This window comes from Pseudomonas sp. NPDC089918 (genome assembly GCF_050280605.1).
Taxonomy (GTDB): Bacteria; Pseudomonadota; Gammaproteobacteria; order Pseudomonadales; family Pseudomonadaceae; genus Aquipseudomonas.
Map to the genome: position 1 here is coordinate 124943 of NZ_JBNNVP010000007.1, position 15325 is coordinate 140267.

Consider the following 15325-nt stretch of genomic DNA (forward strand, 5'->3'; position numbering starts at 1 on the left):
TGCTCGTGTCCGATCTTTATTCACGTTCGAAATAATAGGTATGCGGATCACTGCATTTATCACGGTTGATGCCTTGGCCATGATCGCTTCAATGCCCAATCCTCAAGCACGTCGGTCAGCGAGTTGGGCACTGCGCAACTCCCGGAGGCATCTGAACTTCCGGCTTTATAACAATGACAAAAAGAGCGATGCCATGCGTACGATCGATGTATCAGCCCTGATTGACGGGGCACGTTTCAACGCCTTCCATGCGCGCGTGCTGTTCTGGTGCGCACTCATCATCATCTTCGACGGCTATGACCTGGTCATCTATGGGGTCGTGTTGCCCTCACTGATGGCCGAGTGGGGGCTGAGCTCATTACAGGCGGGAGCGCTGGGTAGTTGTGCGCTGGTGGGAATGATGTTGGGCGCGCTGTTTTTCGGATCATTGTCGGACCGGATAGGCAGACGTAAAACCATCATGATGTGCGTAACTCTTTTCAGTGGTGTCACCGCGATCAACGGCTTGGCGCAGAGCCCAGAGGCTTTTGCGTTGTGCCGGTTTGTTGCCGGTCTGGGGATTGGCGGGGTCATGCCGAACGTTGTCGCGTTGATGAACGAGTACGCACCCAGGAAATCCCGCAGCACCTTGGTCGCCCTCATGTTCAGTGGCTACTCGCTAGGAGGGATGCTGTCTGCGGGTTTGGGCATGGTGTTGATTCCTCAGTGGGGATGGCAAGCGGTGTTCTATGTGGCCTTGATCCCACTGTTGGCGTTGCCATTCTTGATACGGCAGTTGCCCGAGTCGATGGATTTCCTTCTACGAACGGGGCAGACGACCAAGGCCCGGATATTACTGACGCAGGCCGTACCGAGTTATGAGCCCAGCGCAACCGATCAGCTGAATCACACAGTCGCTAAAGGCACAAACGCGTCGATTGCGCAGTTGTTCCAAGAGGGGCGCAAGTTGAGCACCTTCATGCTGTGGCTGGCGTTTTTCTGTTGCCTGCTGATGGTCTATGCATTGAGCTCCTGGTTGCCAAAACTCATGAGTGCCGCAGGGTATGGCTTGAACTCGAGCCTGGCGTTTCTGGTGGCGCTGAACCTTGGTGCGATTATCGGCGCGGTGGCCGGCGGGTGGCTGGGTGATCGAATAGGTATCGCCAAGGTCTTGTTCGTCTTCTTCAGTTGTGGGGCTTTGGCCCTGAGCCTGCTAGCACTCAAGGCCCCATTACCTGTGCTCTATTTGCTCATCGCCGTTGCCGGGGCGTGCACCATTGGCACACAGATCCTGGCCAACGCTTGCACCGTGCAATATTACCCGCCGCAGATCCGGGCTACAGGCCTCGGTTGGGCGATGGGGGTAGGGCGCACCGGTGCCATCATTGGTCCTCTGCTGGGCGGCGCACTGCATGCCTCATCGTTGCCGCTGCAGGCGAGTTTTCTCATCTTCGCTATACCGGGGCTGGTAGGGGCAATAGCCATTCTGGTCTTTCTGATCCAGAACGCGCGAAATCGATCTGGCTCCCTTCGTCACTCATACCATACTACTTGAACGTATTAATGAGGCCTTCGATCTGATGCATGAAGGCACTATCAAATACTGATCCGCGCCCTGGAGCTCAGGCTCCAGATCCAGTTCGAATACTCCCTGATACTGGAGGTTTATCGTGAGCAATTTGAAGCTTCATCCTTCACTGGATAACGGCATAGCGCCAAGCGCTGCAAATTTCTCTGGCGGTACCCTGCAATGCCTGTGTCCGACCGATAAGGTTGAAATCAGGATTGACGCTCAGACTCTGCACAATCATGCCTGTGGCTGCAGCAAGTGCTGGAAACCCGCCGGTGCGAAATTCGCGGTCGTTGCTGTTGTTCCTCGCGATAAAGTCAGCGTCATCGCGAACGCTGAGAAGCTGGCCATTGTTGACGAGCGCGCCACTATTCAACGACATGCTTGCAAAGAGTGCCATGCGCATATGTACGGCCGCATCGAAAATAAAGACCATGCATTCTATGGCCTGGACTTCGTGCATACCGAGCTTTCTCCGCAAAAAGGGTGGGCTGCACCGGGCTTTGCAGCCTTCGTTTCGTCGCTCATCGAAACCGGTACTCCGCCGGAGGACATGAAGGACATTCGCGAAAAACTGCGCGCGCTCGGTTTGGAACCTTATGACTGCTTGTCGCCAGATCTGATGGACGCATTGGCTACGCAAGTGGCGAAGTTGAATGGTGTTCTCGCATCCCGTTAAACCCATTTTGCCGAATGTATTATTCGGCACGATCCACCTTGGCTGAACCATGAGTGCAACGCCCTTCACCTGGATTCGTTCCAGGTGAAGGGCGTTGCGCTTAAGCAGCATTTTTCCGGTGAACAATATTCACATTCGTAATGTTGAGTATGAGAGTTACGGTATTTATCAATAGCGCTCAGATGGCGATGATTCAGGTACTCCAATAACAATCAGCCTCATGGGTACCTTGCTATGCAAACCTCTCAATCTACTTTGCACATCGGTATTGTCGGCGGTGGTATCGCCGGTGTGGCGTTGGCACTGGATCTGTGCCGCCACTCCCATCTCAGCGTGCAGTTGTTCGAATCGGCCCCCGCCTTTGGCGAGGTCGGTGCAGGTGTTTCCTTCGGCGCCAACGCCGTTCGTGCCATCGCCGGCCTGGGTATTGCCGAACCCTACCGGCAGATCGCCGACCGCACGCTTGATCCCTGGCAGGATATCTGGTTCGAATGGCGCCGCGGCGAGGATGCCGGTTACCTCGGCGCAAGCCTGGCTGAAGGGGTAGGGCAGTCTTCAGTGCATCGTGCGGATTTTCTCGACGCGTTGGCCAGCCAGTTACCAGAGGGAATCGCCCAATTCGGCAAGCGCGCGGTGAGCGTGCAGCAGGATGCCGAACAGGCCCGCGTATTGTTCACCGATGGCAGCGAGCACCGCTGTGACCTGTTGATCGCTGCGGACGGTATCAAGTCTTCGATTCGTGATCATGTTCTTCAAGGCCTCGGACAGCCCTTGGCTACGCCGCGCTTCAGCGGTACTTGTGCTTACCGCGGGATGATCGACAGCGAACAGTTGCGCGCTGCCTACCGTACTCGAGGTGTAGATGAACACTTGGTCGACGTCCCGCAGATGTATCTGGGGCTCGACGCACACATCCTCACATTCCCGGTTAAACAAGGCCGGCTGATCAACGTCGTGGCGTTCATTTCCGATCGCAGTCAGCCTGACCCATCCTGGCCGAGCGATTCGCCATGGGTTCGTAATGCCAGCCAGCAAGAAATGCTTGCCGCCTTCGCCGACTGGGGCGATGCCGCACGGGTGCTGCTCGAGTGCATTCCAGCGCCGACCCTTTGGGCTCTGCACGAACTCGAAGAACTGCCGGGCTACGTGCACGGCCGCGTAGGTCTGATCGGCGATGCGGCACACGCCATGTTGCCGCACCAGGGCGCTGGCGCAGGGCAGGGGTTGGAAGATGCCTGGCTTTTGGCCCGACTGCTGGCAGACCCACAGGTTCTGGCGAGCCGGCCGCAAGCGGTGCTCGAGGTCTATGACGCGATCCGTCGTCCACGCGCCTGTCGTGTGCAACGCACCTCCTGGGAAGCCGGCGAGCTCTATGAACTGCGTGATCCGGCGGTAGCCGATAACGAGCAGCTGCTGGGCAAAACCCTGGCAGAGCGTTTCGACTGGCTGTGGGATCACGATCTGCAATCCGACCTGCAAGAGGCTCGTGAGCAACTGGGCTGGAAAGTACTGGCTTAGTGATTTGCCCGGGTATGCACGGGGTGGGACAAGAATGCGCCGGCTGGATAAGCGACTTTAATCGTTCCCACCGCTCAGAGACTCGGATTTGTACAGAAACTTCCACAATTTCGGCGCATCGCCTGTCGAAAGCTGAGAGCGACGGTTAGAGTGTTCATCAATGTCTGTTCATAAGGCCCCTCCAGTCGATTCGCATAGTCGCGCCAAGCGGTTCCAGCGAACGAACAGGGCAAAAGAAACCGTACATCAATCGTTATGTGAAGAATGAATCGTCCGCTGTTTGTTTCTCTAGATGGGCCCAAGGGAGCCGGCAAAACCACACTGTTGGAGGCCGTTACGAAAGTACTGAGGGCAGACAACAAAAAGGTGATCCGACTTTGCGAGAAAAAAAGCGATCCCTATAGGGGTGAAACAATGGCCCTCGTGAACAAACTCGTCAGAAATCCCACCCGGGATTTGGAGTTGGAGGTTTGTGAGCGCTTTGCTGATAGCCGTACCTGGATTTCCCGGCACGTGCTGGCTAAACAGCCACCAGGCAGCATCATCTTGATCGATCGCTGGTACCCGTCTGAAGCCGCGTTTCGCCAGATAGTCCCGTTTGCAGAGATTCTACAGTTGAACATTGATCGAAACGTTCGAGTGCCAGACCTGCATGTCGGGGTTGTCACCGCCCCTGAAATTTCATGGGCGAGGGCCGCGGCACGACGGCGTGGGCTGAGCAGTACTGTGATCCATAAGCTGGAAGAACATATCGCTTGTACCAAGGCGTTCGAGCGAGCGATTGCAGATCACGGCTGGGTTTTATGCCGTAACGAAGGAACGATCGAAGACGCAACGATGCAGGTGATTTCTGAGATCTATAGAGTCCTTCGCTGCCCCGGTCTTGATGCGGTTGAGATAGCCGTAGGTATAGATCGTTAGCAGGATCGAAGGGGTGATTTGTCGCCGCAGCGGTAGCCGGCTGATGCTTTGATCTGGGTGCCTGTCATCAGAACTCTGAGCCGAAGCTTCCTACATGATCAGACGGTTCGAGCGTCGATTGCTGGAGCCGGGGTATTGAGTTGGCTCAGACACGGATCGGGGATTGGTAGCTTGAAAGAACCTTTGGTAGAAGTTCCGTCCTGACACATAATTTAACATAATATACATTACACGTAACATGATGTTTCAGGATTAGCCCGGTTGCACGCAGATTTTGAAGCCCTCAATTCATCCAAGCCCTTCATCCTTGCGTCAGCTTTCCAATCAGCTCTGAATGCTCGGGAAACTGTTCTCTGAGCTTCTGCCGATTGCCCATCTCCATATCTGCAAAATCAAATCCTGGTGAAACCGCTTCACTGATCAAACCGTATTCCGCCAAACCATTCATCAGCTGCGAAGCTTTCCAGACGCCACCAGGTACATGCAGCTGCAGACATTGCCCGGCGATAACGTCGCTGCCCATCACCACAATATTCAACGTGCCGTCTGGAAAAATCAGGCTGTACTGAATCGGGTTTCCCAAATGGTAGTAATGAACGATGTCCGATTGATTCAAGTGAAAATGACCTATAGGCGAATCCTTGGTCAGCAGGTAATAAATTGAAGTCATCAAGTGACGTTGACCTCCATTGACCTCGACCATAGCGTGGTGATCAGATTGAAAGGTTCTTCGGTAGAAACCGCCTTCCATGTGAGGCTCCAGAGCCAATGCGGCGATGACTGCTTCAGCGCTGGGAATTTGAATGTTGAGCTCACTGTTGGTCATGTGGATTGCCCTCCTTAAAACACTGTAGCTATTACTAATATCTATTCGATAGATTATAACTATGCTAAATGGTTGTTTAGTCGTTTTATCTCGATAGCGTTTAAAAGCGTGAGCAAACGCAATTCGTCAGCTTGACTCTATAGCTACCCCTGCCCTCGCAACACCGCAATATCCCGCTTGGGAGGTACGCCAAACAGACGGCTGTATTCGCGGCTGAACTGGGACGGGCTTTCATATCCAACCTTGTAAGCCGCACTGGATACGTCCTGGTGTTCATTGAGCATCAATCGCCTCGCCTCGTTCAGTCGCAGCCATTTCTGGTACTGCAAGGGGCTCATTGTGGTGAGTTGACGGAAGTGGTGGTGAAAGGTAGGCGTACTCATCTGTACCCGGGCGGCAAGTTCGTCGACACGAAGGGCCGAGGTGTAATTCAACTTCAGCCAATCGATGGCTTTGGCGATTCGATAACCCTGGCCATCGACAGAAGTGATTTGTCGTAGCCGGCTCGCCTGATCACTTTGCAAGAGACGGTAGTGAATCTCGCGTTGAATCAAGGGGGCCAGAACAGGAATGGACTCCGGCTCATCGAGCAGTGCCAATAAGCGCTCGAATGACGCCAGCATTGCAGGGGTCACTGAACCAATTCCTACCCCCTTCGCAACTGATCGATCACGGGTCGGTGGTAGGTCACTTTGTGCTATCAGCTCAGCCAGCATGCGCAGATCGAGCTTCAAAGTGAGTCCCAGGCATGGCTGTTCCGGGCTTGCTGCCAGCACCTCCGAATTGGCAGGCAAGTCCAATGAGGTGATCAGAAATCGCGACGTGTCATACGGATAGCCTTCGCCGCCTACCCAGAGCTGTTTCTCACCCCGGGCAACGAGGATGATGCTTGGCTCGACCATGCAGACGACGGGCGGCGATGGATGTTCGCGCCTGAAGAAGCCGAGGCCCGTAATGGGCGTTCCGTAATCACCTGGTTTCGGGATCTGCGCGCCGATGATCTGCGCAAGCGTTTCTTGCGGCGATGTCTGTTGCGGTGCGGTGCCGTGTTTGATCGTCATGTTCGTCTAGTACCTCTTCGCTGAACTCTAACTCGCCAGTTCACGACCGTCCTGCAAAAAAACAGAGACTCATAGAATCAGGCAAGTAATCCAGCGATATGCACTACAGGGAGTATGGGCAGAACCGGAGAATGTTCATCCGACACACCCATTGAGGAATCTCCCATGACGTCAAGTATTGCTTCGTGATCGACAACGCCATGTTGGCTGATTAAGCACTGGGTCAAAGCACTCCAGCAAACTACAACTCAATCGAAAGGACTATCCGGTGAAAGGAATTTTTCTTGCCTTGGGGCTTCTCATCACCTCTTTTTCTTCAATGGGAGCCGATATGTCAAACGGCGCGGACAACTTCTACAAAAGCGAGAAAGTGACCGTTGAAAAGGTCACCTTCAAGAATCAATACGGTATGAAGGTGGCGGGCAACCTGTTCACCCCGAAAGACCTCGCCCCCAAATCCAGGAACGCCGCCATCATCGTCGGCCATCCAATGGGGGCGGTGAAAGAGCAGAGTGCGAACTTGTACGCCACCAAAATGGCCGAACAAGGATTTGTCACCCTGTCCCTGGATTTGTCCTTCTGGGGTGAGAGCGAGGGCGTGCCTCGCCAAGCCGTCTCGCCCGATATTTACGCAGAAGACTTCAGTGCCGCCGTGGACTTTCTCGGCACTCACCCAATTGTCGATCCTGAGCGAATTGGCGTCCTCGGCATCTGCGGCAGTGGCAGCTTCGCTATCAGTGCGGCCAAGATTGATCCGCGTATGAAGGCCATCGCCACCGTCAGCATGTACGACATGGGTGCGGCCAACCGTAACGGTCTCAAACACGCAGTGACTGCGGAACAACGCCAGCAGATCATTCGCGACGCCACCGAGCAGCGCTATGCCGAATTCCAGGGTGGCGATATCCGCTACACCGGCGGCACGCCGCTCAAACTGACCGGCAATGCCGTGGGTGACGAGTTCTACGATTTTTATCGCACCCACCGAGGCGAAGTCACTCCGGCCGGCGCATCGCCGCAGACAACCACCATGCCGACGCTGACCAGCAACGTGAAGTTCATGAACTTCTATCCGTTCAATGACATCGAGACTATCTCCCCTCGCCCGCTGCTGTTTATTGCCGGCGCCCAGGCACACTCACGCGAGTTCAGTGAGGACGCCTACAAGCGGGCCGCCGAGCCTAAAGAGTTGCTCATTATTCCAGATGCCGGACACGTGGATCTTTACGACCGGGTCAACCTCATTCCATTCGCCAAGTTGACCACGTTCTTCAAAAGCACCCTGAAGTAATCTGATCGGTGCCCTGGCCGGGCATCACTTCTCTCGTAGCCTCGTCCTCGGGGCTACGACGCTTCGCGCAATACAGGATTCAACCAATGACTGATCACCTCCTCCCTGTGCCCCATAAATCATGGGGCGCCGTATTCGCCATGTCGCTCGCCGCCTTCGTGCTGGTGGCATCGGAGTTCATGCCCGTGAGCCTCCTGACACCGATTGCCGCAGATCTACACGTCACCGAGGGACAAGCCGGCCAGGGAATCTCCGTTTCGGGGCTGTTTGCCTTGTTCACCAGCCTTCTGATCGCATCGGTGGCTGCGCGGATTGACCGCAAACCGCTGCTCCTTTCACTGACACTGCTTATGATTCTTTCTGGAACAGTAGTCGCGTTCGCCCCGAACTACTGGGTGTTCATGATCGGCCGCGCGCTGATCGGTGTTGCGATTGGTGGCTTCTGGTCATTGTCGGCGGCAACCGCCATGCGCCTGGTGCCTGATGACCAGATCACTCGCGCAATGGCAACCGTCAACGGCGGCAATGCTTTGGCGACGGTTATTGCAGCGCCACTGGGCAGTTTTCTCGGTGCCCTGATTGGCTGGCGCGGTGCATTCTTGTGCGTCATCCCCGTCGCGATAGTCGCTTGTGTATGGCTGTTGTTAAGCCTTCCACCGATGAAATCGCAAAGCGGTTCAGGCACTGGCAACGTCTTCAAGTTGATGAAACGCACGCCGGTCGCATTAGGCATGGTGGCGGTCAGCGTGTTTTTCATGGGCCAGTTCATGCTGTTTACCTATTTGCGCCCGTTTCTTGAAACGGTCACCCACGTCAGTGTTTCCATGCTGTCGTTGATGTTGCTCGTCCTGGGTATTGCGGGCCTCGCAGGAACCTTCCTGATTGAAGCGTTCTTGAAAAATGGTCTGCATCGAACCCTCATCGTCATCCCGATCTTGATGGCAGTGATTGCACTGGCGCTTGTTTCATTCGGTAGCTCGGCGGCCATCACGACTGTTTTGCTTGGCCTCTGGGGACTGGTTGCGACTGCTGCGCCCGTGGGATGGTGGACATGGCTGGCGAGAACGTTGCCAGATGCTGCTGAAGCTGGAGGCGGCTTAATGGTGGCGATCATCCAACTGGCAATCACGTCTGGTGCAACCATTGGCGGGCTGGTCTTTGACTTGAGCGGCTATCGAGCGACCTTCGAATTGAGCGCCACTGTGCTGGGCGTGGCGGCCGTTCTTGCCTTCCTGGCTGCACGCGCAGCATCGCGGGAGCCTCTTGCCGCGACGAGCATCGCTTGATGCCGGTAAAGCCAAACCCGCGCGGTCGTAAACCCAAAATCACTATTGAGCTGTTTTGCCATGGAGATCGCGGGAAGCTCCTTCGAGGGTTTTCCATAGACTGCGCATCGTAGGGTTCTCGTTGGTGATGGAGCAGTAGGAGCGTATCTCCAGTCGCGTACTCCATTCATCACCACCCGCTTTTACCAACTGACCTCGCTGAAGCTCGTCAATGACAGCGCTTTGTGGCAACCATGCCACGCCATACCCCTCTATCGCCATTCGCATCAAAAGCATCGCCATGTCTGCCTCATAGCACCGTTCCAGCACACTCACACTTGGACCATTTTTGATGACTATGTCGGCAACGCGCCCTAGAAAAGTTGTGGCCGTATAAGCGAGGTGAGGCACAGCTTTAGCTGAGGTGCCGGGCAAGCGATACAGCGGTTGCCCCTTCTTGTCAGGGGCACACAACGGAATAAAGGCGTCATGCCCCAACGTCAGGCAACCGAATTTTTCCGGGTCTAGAAGAATGGGTGCCAAGGGATGGTGGTAGACGATCATCAGATCGCAACTCCCCTCCTCCAAGGCTATGACGGCATCATGAATGTTCGCGGCAACGACTCGGGCGTTGAACTGCTCATTGTGCTGCTGAAATTGGGTTAGCCATTTAGGTAGAAATGTCATTGAAAGGCTGTGGCCAGCAGTCACCTGGATAGATCGCCCAGGCATTCGCTCAACCTCGCGCAGGGCCGAGCGCAGTCTCAATAACCCCGCCAATGCCTCGCGGCCCTCTTCACAAAAACTTCGCCCCGCAGGCGTGAGCTGAACGGGATAAGTACCGCGATCTACCAACTCCGCGCCTACCCATTCCTCAAGTGACCGTATGCGACGCGACAGAGCCGACTGGGTCACGCAGCGAACCTCCGCAGCCCGAGAAAAGTTCTTCCACTCGGAAATCGCTAAAAGATCATCCAACCATTTGATTTGCATACCGGCACCTCATGCCCCGAATGCGCAGTGTACTGCGCCTCAGTCAGGACAAAGCAGCAGTTTCGAAAACTATTCCAAAAGCGCATGAGGCTAGCGAGATTACTCATCACGACCTTTCAATCCCGCCCCTAGAATCGAAAACGTTGAAGCGATGCCATAGAGCTTCGACCCAATGACACTTGTCTCCTGCCAAGTAAAAAAAGCAAAAAAACCACTTGAGGAAAGCTCCGTGAAGAAAAATAAACTTCCGCGTCGGATCGCAATTGGCATCGCCTTGGGCGTGCTTGTCGGTTGGGCGTGCCACCATTTCGCAGGGAGCGAACAAAGCGCCAAAGAGATCGCCTCTTACTTCTCTATGGTCACCGACATCTTTTTACGCATGATCAAGATGATCATCGCGCCGCTGGTATTCGCTACCTTGGTCGGTGGCATTGCCAGCATGGGAAACTCCCGCTCCGTTGGGCGTATTGGCCTAAGAGCCATGGTCTGGTTCGTAACCGCTTCGGTGATCTCGCTGGCAATCGGCATGGGCCTGGTCAACCTGTTCCAGCCCGGTGCGGGACTGAACATGGAGGTCGTCCAGCATGCGGCAAGCCCTGCGGTGGTCAACACCGGGGATTTCAGCCTCAAGGTATTCATCAGTCACGTGTTTCCCCGCAGCATTGCTGAAGCAATGACCAACAACGAAATCCTGCAAATCGTGGTGTTCTCGTTGTTCTTCGGGTTTGCCTTGGCGGGTGTGAAACGAGCTGGTTACACGACGATTGTCGATAGCATCGAAGAGCTGGCCAAGGTGATGTTCAAGGTCACGGACTTCGTCATGGCCTTCGCGCCCATTGGGGTTTTCGCAGCAATCGCATCGGCGATCACCACTCAAGGCCTTGGCTTGATAGTCGATTACGGAAAACTGATTGCCGAGTTCTACTTGGGTATTGTGATGCTGTGGTGCGTGTTGTTCGCTGCCGGCTACCTGTTCCTGGGTCGTTCAGTGTTTACCTTGGGCAAGCTCATTCGCGAACCCATCCTCCTCGCATTTTCCACTGCCAGCAGCGAATCCGCTTACCCGAAAACCATGGAGGCACTGGAGAAGTTTGGTGCACCCAAGCGCGTATCGAGTTTCGTTCTTCCATTGGGGTACTCATTCAACCTTGATGGTTCGATGATGTATCAAGCGTTCGCCATCATGTTCATTGCTCAGGCCTACAACGTCGACTTGAGCTTCACACAGCAACTGCTCATCTTGCTGACGCTGATGATCACCAGCAAGGGAATGGCGGGTGTAGCCCGAGCCTCGGTGGTTGTGGTGGCGGCTACGTTACCCATGTTCAATCTTCCCGAAGCCGGTATTTTGCTAATCCTTGGCATTGACCAATTCCTTGATATGGCCAGGACTGCCACCAACGTGGTTGGCAATAGCATCGCAACGGCTGTGGTTGCCAAATCAGAACCACATGAAGAAGTTGAAGAAGCGCCCGGCACGAAATCTCCGCTCCCGATTCATACTGCAGCCACCGCCTGAGAACCTGAACATGAAAGGTAAATCGAAGCCGTCCAGCGGGTCATCGTTTGCTCGCAAACTAGGTATCGTCGGCGGACTTGGCTCACTGGCCGGCGGCGATCTTTTCTACAAATTGGTGAAGTCCAGAGCTGTTTTGGAAGATCAAGGTCGCTATCACTTCCTGTTTGAGCAACACCCTTTCAAAGACGTCCTGATGCCCCTGGACCGGGGCGCGAACATGACCTCCAGGAAGTTCTACGTTTTTCAGGTTTGTCAGACATTCGAGGCAAGCGAAGTAAATGCCGTTTTACTACCTTGCTTTGCCAGTCACACCTTTCGAGAGGAAATTCAGGATGAAATAGGCATACCCGTCCTGGATATGGTGGCTGCGTTGCGCAAGCATATTGATCACATCGCTGAACGCGGCAGTACGTTGGGAATCATCGCATCCGACTATGTTCGGCACTCCGGGCTGTTTGAGCGATATTTCGGCAATGACTTCAAGCTCGTGTATCCAGATGATAACGAGCAGTCCGGGTTGATGGACGCGATGTATGGCGTTAACGGCATCAAAGACGGGTACCTAGACGGGGTGCCGCTTGAGTGTGTTTATAAGGCGTGCCTTTCGCTTCAGGATCAGGGAGCCACAATCATATTGCCGGGTATGACTGAGTTCTCATTGATCTGTGGTGATCTGCAACGGCGAGGCATCACAGCTCTGGATATCAACGAGATTTATGCCGGTTTCGCGACGTCGCAAAGCGGCCAGTTGACACGTCCGCCGTTTAAATTAGGGATAGTTGGCGGAGTTGGGCCGGCGGCAACAGTCGACTTCATGGGTAAGGTAGTTGCGCATACCCCGGCAGGCCGAGATCAAGAGCACATTAAAATGGTGGTCGAACAAAACCCCCAGATTCCTGATCGCACAGCCAACCTGCTGTATGACGACACCGACCCGACAATGGCGATGTATGCAACATGCAAGCGTCTTGAAAGCGCCGGCGCCAATGCCATTGCGATTCCGTGCAATACAGCTCACGCCTTCGTCGAACGCATCCAGGCGCACCTGCGTGTACCCATAGTGAATATGTTGACGGAGACGGTTGAGGCTATCGCTCAGCGATACGGTGCAGGCAAAACCGTAGGGCTGCTAGCGACGTCCGGCACAATCAAGAGTCAGGTCTATCACGAGGCTGCCCGGCGAGCAGGACTTCACGTCATCACCCCAGGCGTGGATTACCAAGTGTTGGTCATGAAGTCGATTTATGGAGACCATGGTGTTAAAGCGGGTTTCACTGACGGCATATGCAAAGACCAGCTTCTAACCGCTGCTGAGCACTTATGTGAACTGGGCGCTGATGTGCTCATCTTGGGTTGTACAGAGTTGCCTCTGGTGCTCGAACATAGCGAAGCTTACAAGATAAAAAAACATACGGTGGCGTTGATCGACCCGACAACTATTTTGGCATTGAAGTGTATTGAGCTTGCCCGTGAAAATACGGTCAAGCCTCAGGCACTAGCCCGTGTCAGCTACAGAAAGGCCCTTCTCGGGCAATGATCGGACATGTAGGAGCCAGCGGTGCGGCAAGTCGGATCGCCGCACCGCTGGCTCCTACGAAAAGTGGTTTACTCGCTTAACTGACTGGCATTGCCCTCCTCAGGCCTTTTTTGTACTCAAACCAAACTCACTTGGTCCGCCAGGACTCGACAGTGGCAGAGCCGAATTTGGCTTTCCACTCCCTCAGTATCTTCTGGTTGCCGCCCTTGGTCTCGACGACTTCGCCAGTGTTTGGGTTTTTGTAGATCTTCACCTGGCGCGGCTTGCGGGTGCCGGATTTCGGCGCGGTTACTGATGCGCGACGACCCGTTTGTGGCTCAAGAAGATTGATCACGTCTTTCAGGCTATAGCCGTATTTGGCTAGCAAATCACGCAGCTTCTTTTCGAAATCAATTTCCTTTTGAAGGCCTGCATCACCTTTCAGTGCTTCGAGCGCCTGGAGCTGTTTAGCCAGATGTTTTTCCAGTTGACGGAACTCTGCGAGCTTGGACATGTAAAACCTCATATGTGTTTTGTATGTACATGTGACAAATCCAGCTAAAGAAAAGTCCCCCTACAATGACCGTTGACTGATCTAAATCAGATGCTTGAACAACAAACGAAGTCAGCTTGTTGTCTCAAGTCTCCTGCTTTGGAGTCATACCCTGTCGGCCATTTCTTTTTGCTGTTCAGAACCCCAAAAGCCATCTTCGATGAGACTAACTGGCGATAAATCTGTTCGATGGGCTATTTCCCGACGTTGAACATGGCAATCAGGGCTATGGTCAATGTGTTGAGCAGATCAAGGAGTTCCCGATGGCCGACTCAAGCAAGAAAATGAGCCTCATGGGGCTCACCACTCTGGTGACGGTGAACATGATGGGGTCGGGCATCATCATGTTGCCGACGAGCATGGCCCAACTCGGGGCCGTTTCGTTGCTGTCATGGATCGTCACTGCCGTCGGTTCGATGGCCATCGCTTACTGCTTTTCCCAGTGCGGTATTTACTGCCTGCGCTCAGGCGGGTTGTCTGCCTACACCGAAGAGGCGCACGCCAAATCAGGCTTTTTCCTCTGTTCGTATCTGTACTTTCTCTCGCTGGGCATCGCCAACGTGGCCGTCGCCATCTCCGCGGTGGGTTACATGACATCGTTCGTGCCCTGGCTGGGCAGTGGCGCCATTCCTCTGTTCATCGGTACGGTTGGCCTGCTCTGGTTGACCACCGTGGCCAACTTCGGTGGCCCCGGTATCACCGGCAAGATCGGCGCGATTACCGTGTGGGGGGTGATCATCCCGGTGGCAGGCTTGAGCATCATCGGTTGGTTCTGGTTCAAGCCCGATGTGCTGATTGCCGCCTGGAATCCGAACAACCTGCCGATCTCCGACGCTATCAGTAAGGCTATTCCCCTTACCCTGTGGGCTTTCCTCGGCATGGAGTCGGCGGCACAGGCCTCCGATGCAGTGGAAGATCCCAAGCGCACCGTACCGTTGGCCTGCCTGTTCGGCACGCTGGGTGCGGCAGTGGTGTATGTGCTGTCGACTACGGTCATCCAGGGCATCGTACCCAATGCCGAACTGGCCAACTCTTCGGCGCCCTTCGCGCTCGTCTATGCACATATGTTCACCCCCACGGTCGGCAACATCGTCATGGCGCTGGCGGTGATGGCCTGTGTTGGTTCGCTGCTGGGCTGGCAGTTCACCCTGGCGCAAACGGCCAAGATGACCGCTGACAGAGGCATGTTTCCGAAATTGTTCAGCAAGGTCAGCGCACAGGATGCGCCCATAGTCGGCATGCTCGTCTGCGGCGTCTTTCAGACCTTGATGGCGCTGTCGACCATCTCGCCCAATGCCAGCGCCCAGTTCGGAAAGCTCGTCAGCCTGGCAGCAGTGACCAACCTGATCCCATACGTGACAGCCGCCACCGGCCTGCTGGTCATGATGTACAAAGCCAAAGTCAGTACAGGGGTCTACACCCGCAACACGACGCTTTTACTGATCGCCGTGGCCTATTCGTTGTACGCCCTTTATGCCTGCGGCAAAGATGCCGTATTCGGTGGCCTCATTGTCCTTGCATTCGGCTACTTGCTCTATGGCTTCCTCTCCAAGCGTTTTGTCGATGTGTCTCCAACCGTTCAGACCAGGGCCGGCAATCCTTAGCTGTATCTTCAGGACAGCACAGACATCCGA

The 15325-nt window shown here is 54.8% G+C and carries 13 protein-coding genes; 9 read left to right on the plus strand and 4 right to left on the minus strand.

Annotated features, from left to right (window positions below; genetic code table 11):
- The first annotated feature begins 193 nt into the window (after positions 1-193).
- The 4 genes from ACQKPC_RS07600 (at position 194) to ACQKPC_RS07615 (ending at position 4667) form a co-directional block, all read left to right on the plus strand.
- Positions 194-1534 carry an MFS transporter gene (locus tag ACQKPC_RS07600; RefSeq protein WP_427623941.1) on the plus strand — a complete coding sequence of 447 codons (1341 nt, stop codon included), beginning with the start codon at positions 194-196 and terminating at the stop codon, positions 1532-1534.
- Between the two features lie 115 nt (positions 1535-1649).
- Complete coding sequence (gene gfa / locus ACQKPC_RS07605; RefSeq protein WP_427623942.1) at positions 1650-2228, plus strand: S-(hydroxymethyl)glutathione synthase; 579 nt, start codon at positions 1650-1652, stop codon at positions 2226-2228.
- A gap of 234 nt (positions 2229-2462) precedes the next feature.
- A complete protein-coding gene (salA, locus tag ACQKPC_RS07610; RefSeq protein ID WP_427623944.1) occupies positions 2463-3746 on the plus strand; it encodes a salicylate 1-monooxygenase in 1284 nt (427 codons plus the stop codon).
- 264 nt (positions 3747-4010) lie between these two features.
- A complete protein-coding gene (locus tag ACQKPC_RS07615) occupies positions 4011-4667 on the plus strand; it encodes a dTMP kinase (RefSeq protein WP_427623946.1) in 657 nt (218 codons plus the stop codon).
- 301 nt (positions 4668-4968) lie between these two features.
- Here ACQKPC_RS07615 and ACQKPC_RS07620 read toward each other — a convergent pair whose 3' ends face one another.
- Both ACQKPC_RS07620 and ACQKPC_RS07625 read right to left on the minus strand, forming a co-directional pair.
- A complete protein-coding gene (locus tag ACQKPC_RS07620; RefSeq protein ID WP_427623947.1) occupies positions 4969-5493 on the minus strand; it encodes a cupin domain-containing protein in 525 nt (174 codons plus the stop codon).
- Between the two features lie 143 nt (positions 5494-5636).
- Positions 5637-6554, minus strand: coding sequence for an AraC family transcriptional regulator N-terminal domain-containing protein (locus ACQKPC_RS07625; protein ID WP_427623948.1), 918 nt, complete (start codon positions 6552-6554; stop codon positions 5637-5639).
- Between the two features lie 331 nt (positions 6555-6885).
- Between ACQKPC_RS07625 and ACQKPC_RS07630 the strand changes: the two genes are divergently transcribed.
- Both ACQKPC_RS07630 and ACQKPC_RS07635 read left to right on the plus strand, forming a co-directional pair.
- On the plus strand, positions 6886-7845 hold the full coding sequence (locus ACQKPC_RS07630) for an alpha/beta hydrolase (protein ID WP_427623949.1): 960 nt from the start codon (positions 6886-6888) through the stop codon (positions 7843-7845).
- Between the two features lie 86 nt (positions 7846-7931).
- Positions 7932-9131 (plus strand): MFS transporter, encoded by a 1200-nt coding sequence (locus ACQKPC_RS07635; protein ID WP_427623950.1) that lies wholly within the window; start codon positions 7932-7934, stop codon positions 9129-9131.
- Positions 9132-9173: 42 nt separating this feature from the next.
- On the opposite strand, the gene ACQKPC_RS07640 is transcribed toward ACQKPC_RS07635, so the two are convergent.
- The gene (locus ACQKPC_RS07640; RefSeq protein WP_427623951.1) at positions 9174-10103 is read right to left on the minus strand and encodes a LysR substrate-binding domain-containing protein; all 930 of its coding nucleotides are present in this window, start codon (positions 10101-10103) and stop codon (positions 9174-9176) included.
- 229 nt (positions 10104-10332) lie between these two features.
- On the opposite strand from ACQKPC_RS07640, the gene ACQKPC_RS07645 reads away from it, so the two are divergent.
- The gene (locus ACQKPC_RS07645; protein WP_427624009.1) at positions 10333-11622 is read left to right on the plus strand and encodes a dicarboxylate/amino acid:cation symporter; all 1290 of its coding nucleotides are present in this window, start codon (positions 10333-10335) and stop codon (positions 11620-11622) included.
- A 10-nt stretch (positions 11623-11632) separates the two neighbouring features.
- Positions 11633-13159, plus strand: coding sequence for an amino acid racemase (locus ACQKPC_RS07650; RefSeq protein WP_427623952.1), 1527 nt, complete (start codon positions 11633-11635; stop codon positions 13157-13159).
- 127 nt (positions 13160-13286) lie between these two features.
- Here the strand turns inward: ACQKPC_RS07650 and ACQKPC_RS07655 are convergent, their stop codons facing one another.
- Positions 13287-13652, minus strand: coding sequence for a histone-like nucleoid-structuring protein, MvaT/MvaU family (locus ACQKPC_RS07655; protein ID WP_427623953.1), 366 nt, complete (start codon positions 13650-13652; stop codon positions 13287-13289).
- 302 nt (positions 13653-13954) lie between these two features.
- Between ACQKPC_RS07655 and potE the strand changes: the two genes are divergently transcribed.
- Entirely contained in the window at positions 13955-15295 is a 1341-nt protein-coding gene (gene potE, locus ACQKPC_RS07660; protein ID WP_427623954.1) for a putrescine-ornithine antiporter, read from the plus strand.
- The last annotated feature ends 30 nt before the right edge of the window (positions 15296-15325 follow it).

Bases quoted from the DNA above. Each gene is read 5' to 3' on its own strand.
- ACQKPC_RS07630 (WP_427623949.1), top strand. From the start codon at position 6,886: ATGTCAAACGGCGCGGACAACTTCTACAAAAGCGAGAAAGTGACCGTT.
- potE (WP_427623954.1), top strand. From the start codon at position 13,955: ATGGCCGACTCAAGCAAGAAAATGAGCCTCATGGGGCTCACCACTCTG.
- ACQKPC_RS07640 (WP_427623951.1), bottom strand. From the start codon at position 10,103: ATGCAAATCAAATGGTTGGATGATCTTTTAGCGATTTCCGAGTGGAAG.
- ACQKPC_RS07650 (WP_427623952.1), top strand. From the start codon at position 11,633: ATGAAAGGTAAATCGAAGCCGTCCAGCGGGTCATCGTTTGCTCGCAAA.
- ACQKPC_RS07600 (WP_427623941.1), top strand. From the start codon at position 194: ATGCGTACGATCGATGTATCAGCCCTGATTGACGGGGCACGTTTCAAC.
- salA (WP_427623944.1), top strand. From the start codon at position 2,463: ATGCAAACCTCTCAATCTACTTTGCACATCGGTATTGTCGGCGGTGGT.
- ACQKPC_RS07620 (WP_427623947.1), bottom strand. From the start codon at position 5,493: ATGACCAACAGTGAGCTCAACATTCAAATTCCCAGCGCTGAAGCAGTC.
- ACQKPC_RS07655 (WP_427623953.1), bottom strand. From the start codon at position 13,652: ATGTCCAAGCTCGCAGAGTTCCGTCAACTGGAAAAACATCTGGCTAAA.
- ACQKPC_RS07625 (WP_427623948.1), bottom strand. From the start codon at position 6,554: ATGACGATCAAACACGGCACCGCACCGCAACAGACATCGCCGCAAGAA.
- ACQKPC_RS07635 (WP_427623950.1), top strand. From the start codon at position 7,932: ATGACTGATCACCTCCTCCCTGTGCCCCATAAATCATGGGGCGCCGTA.
- ACQKPC_RS07615 (WP_427623946.1), top strand. From the start codon at position 4,011: ATGAATCGTCCGCTGTTTGTTTCTCTAGATGGGCCCAAGGGAGCCGGC.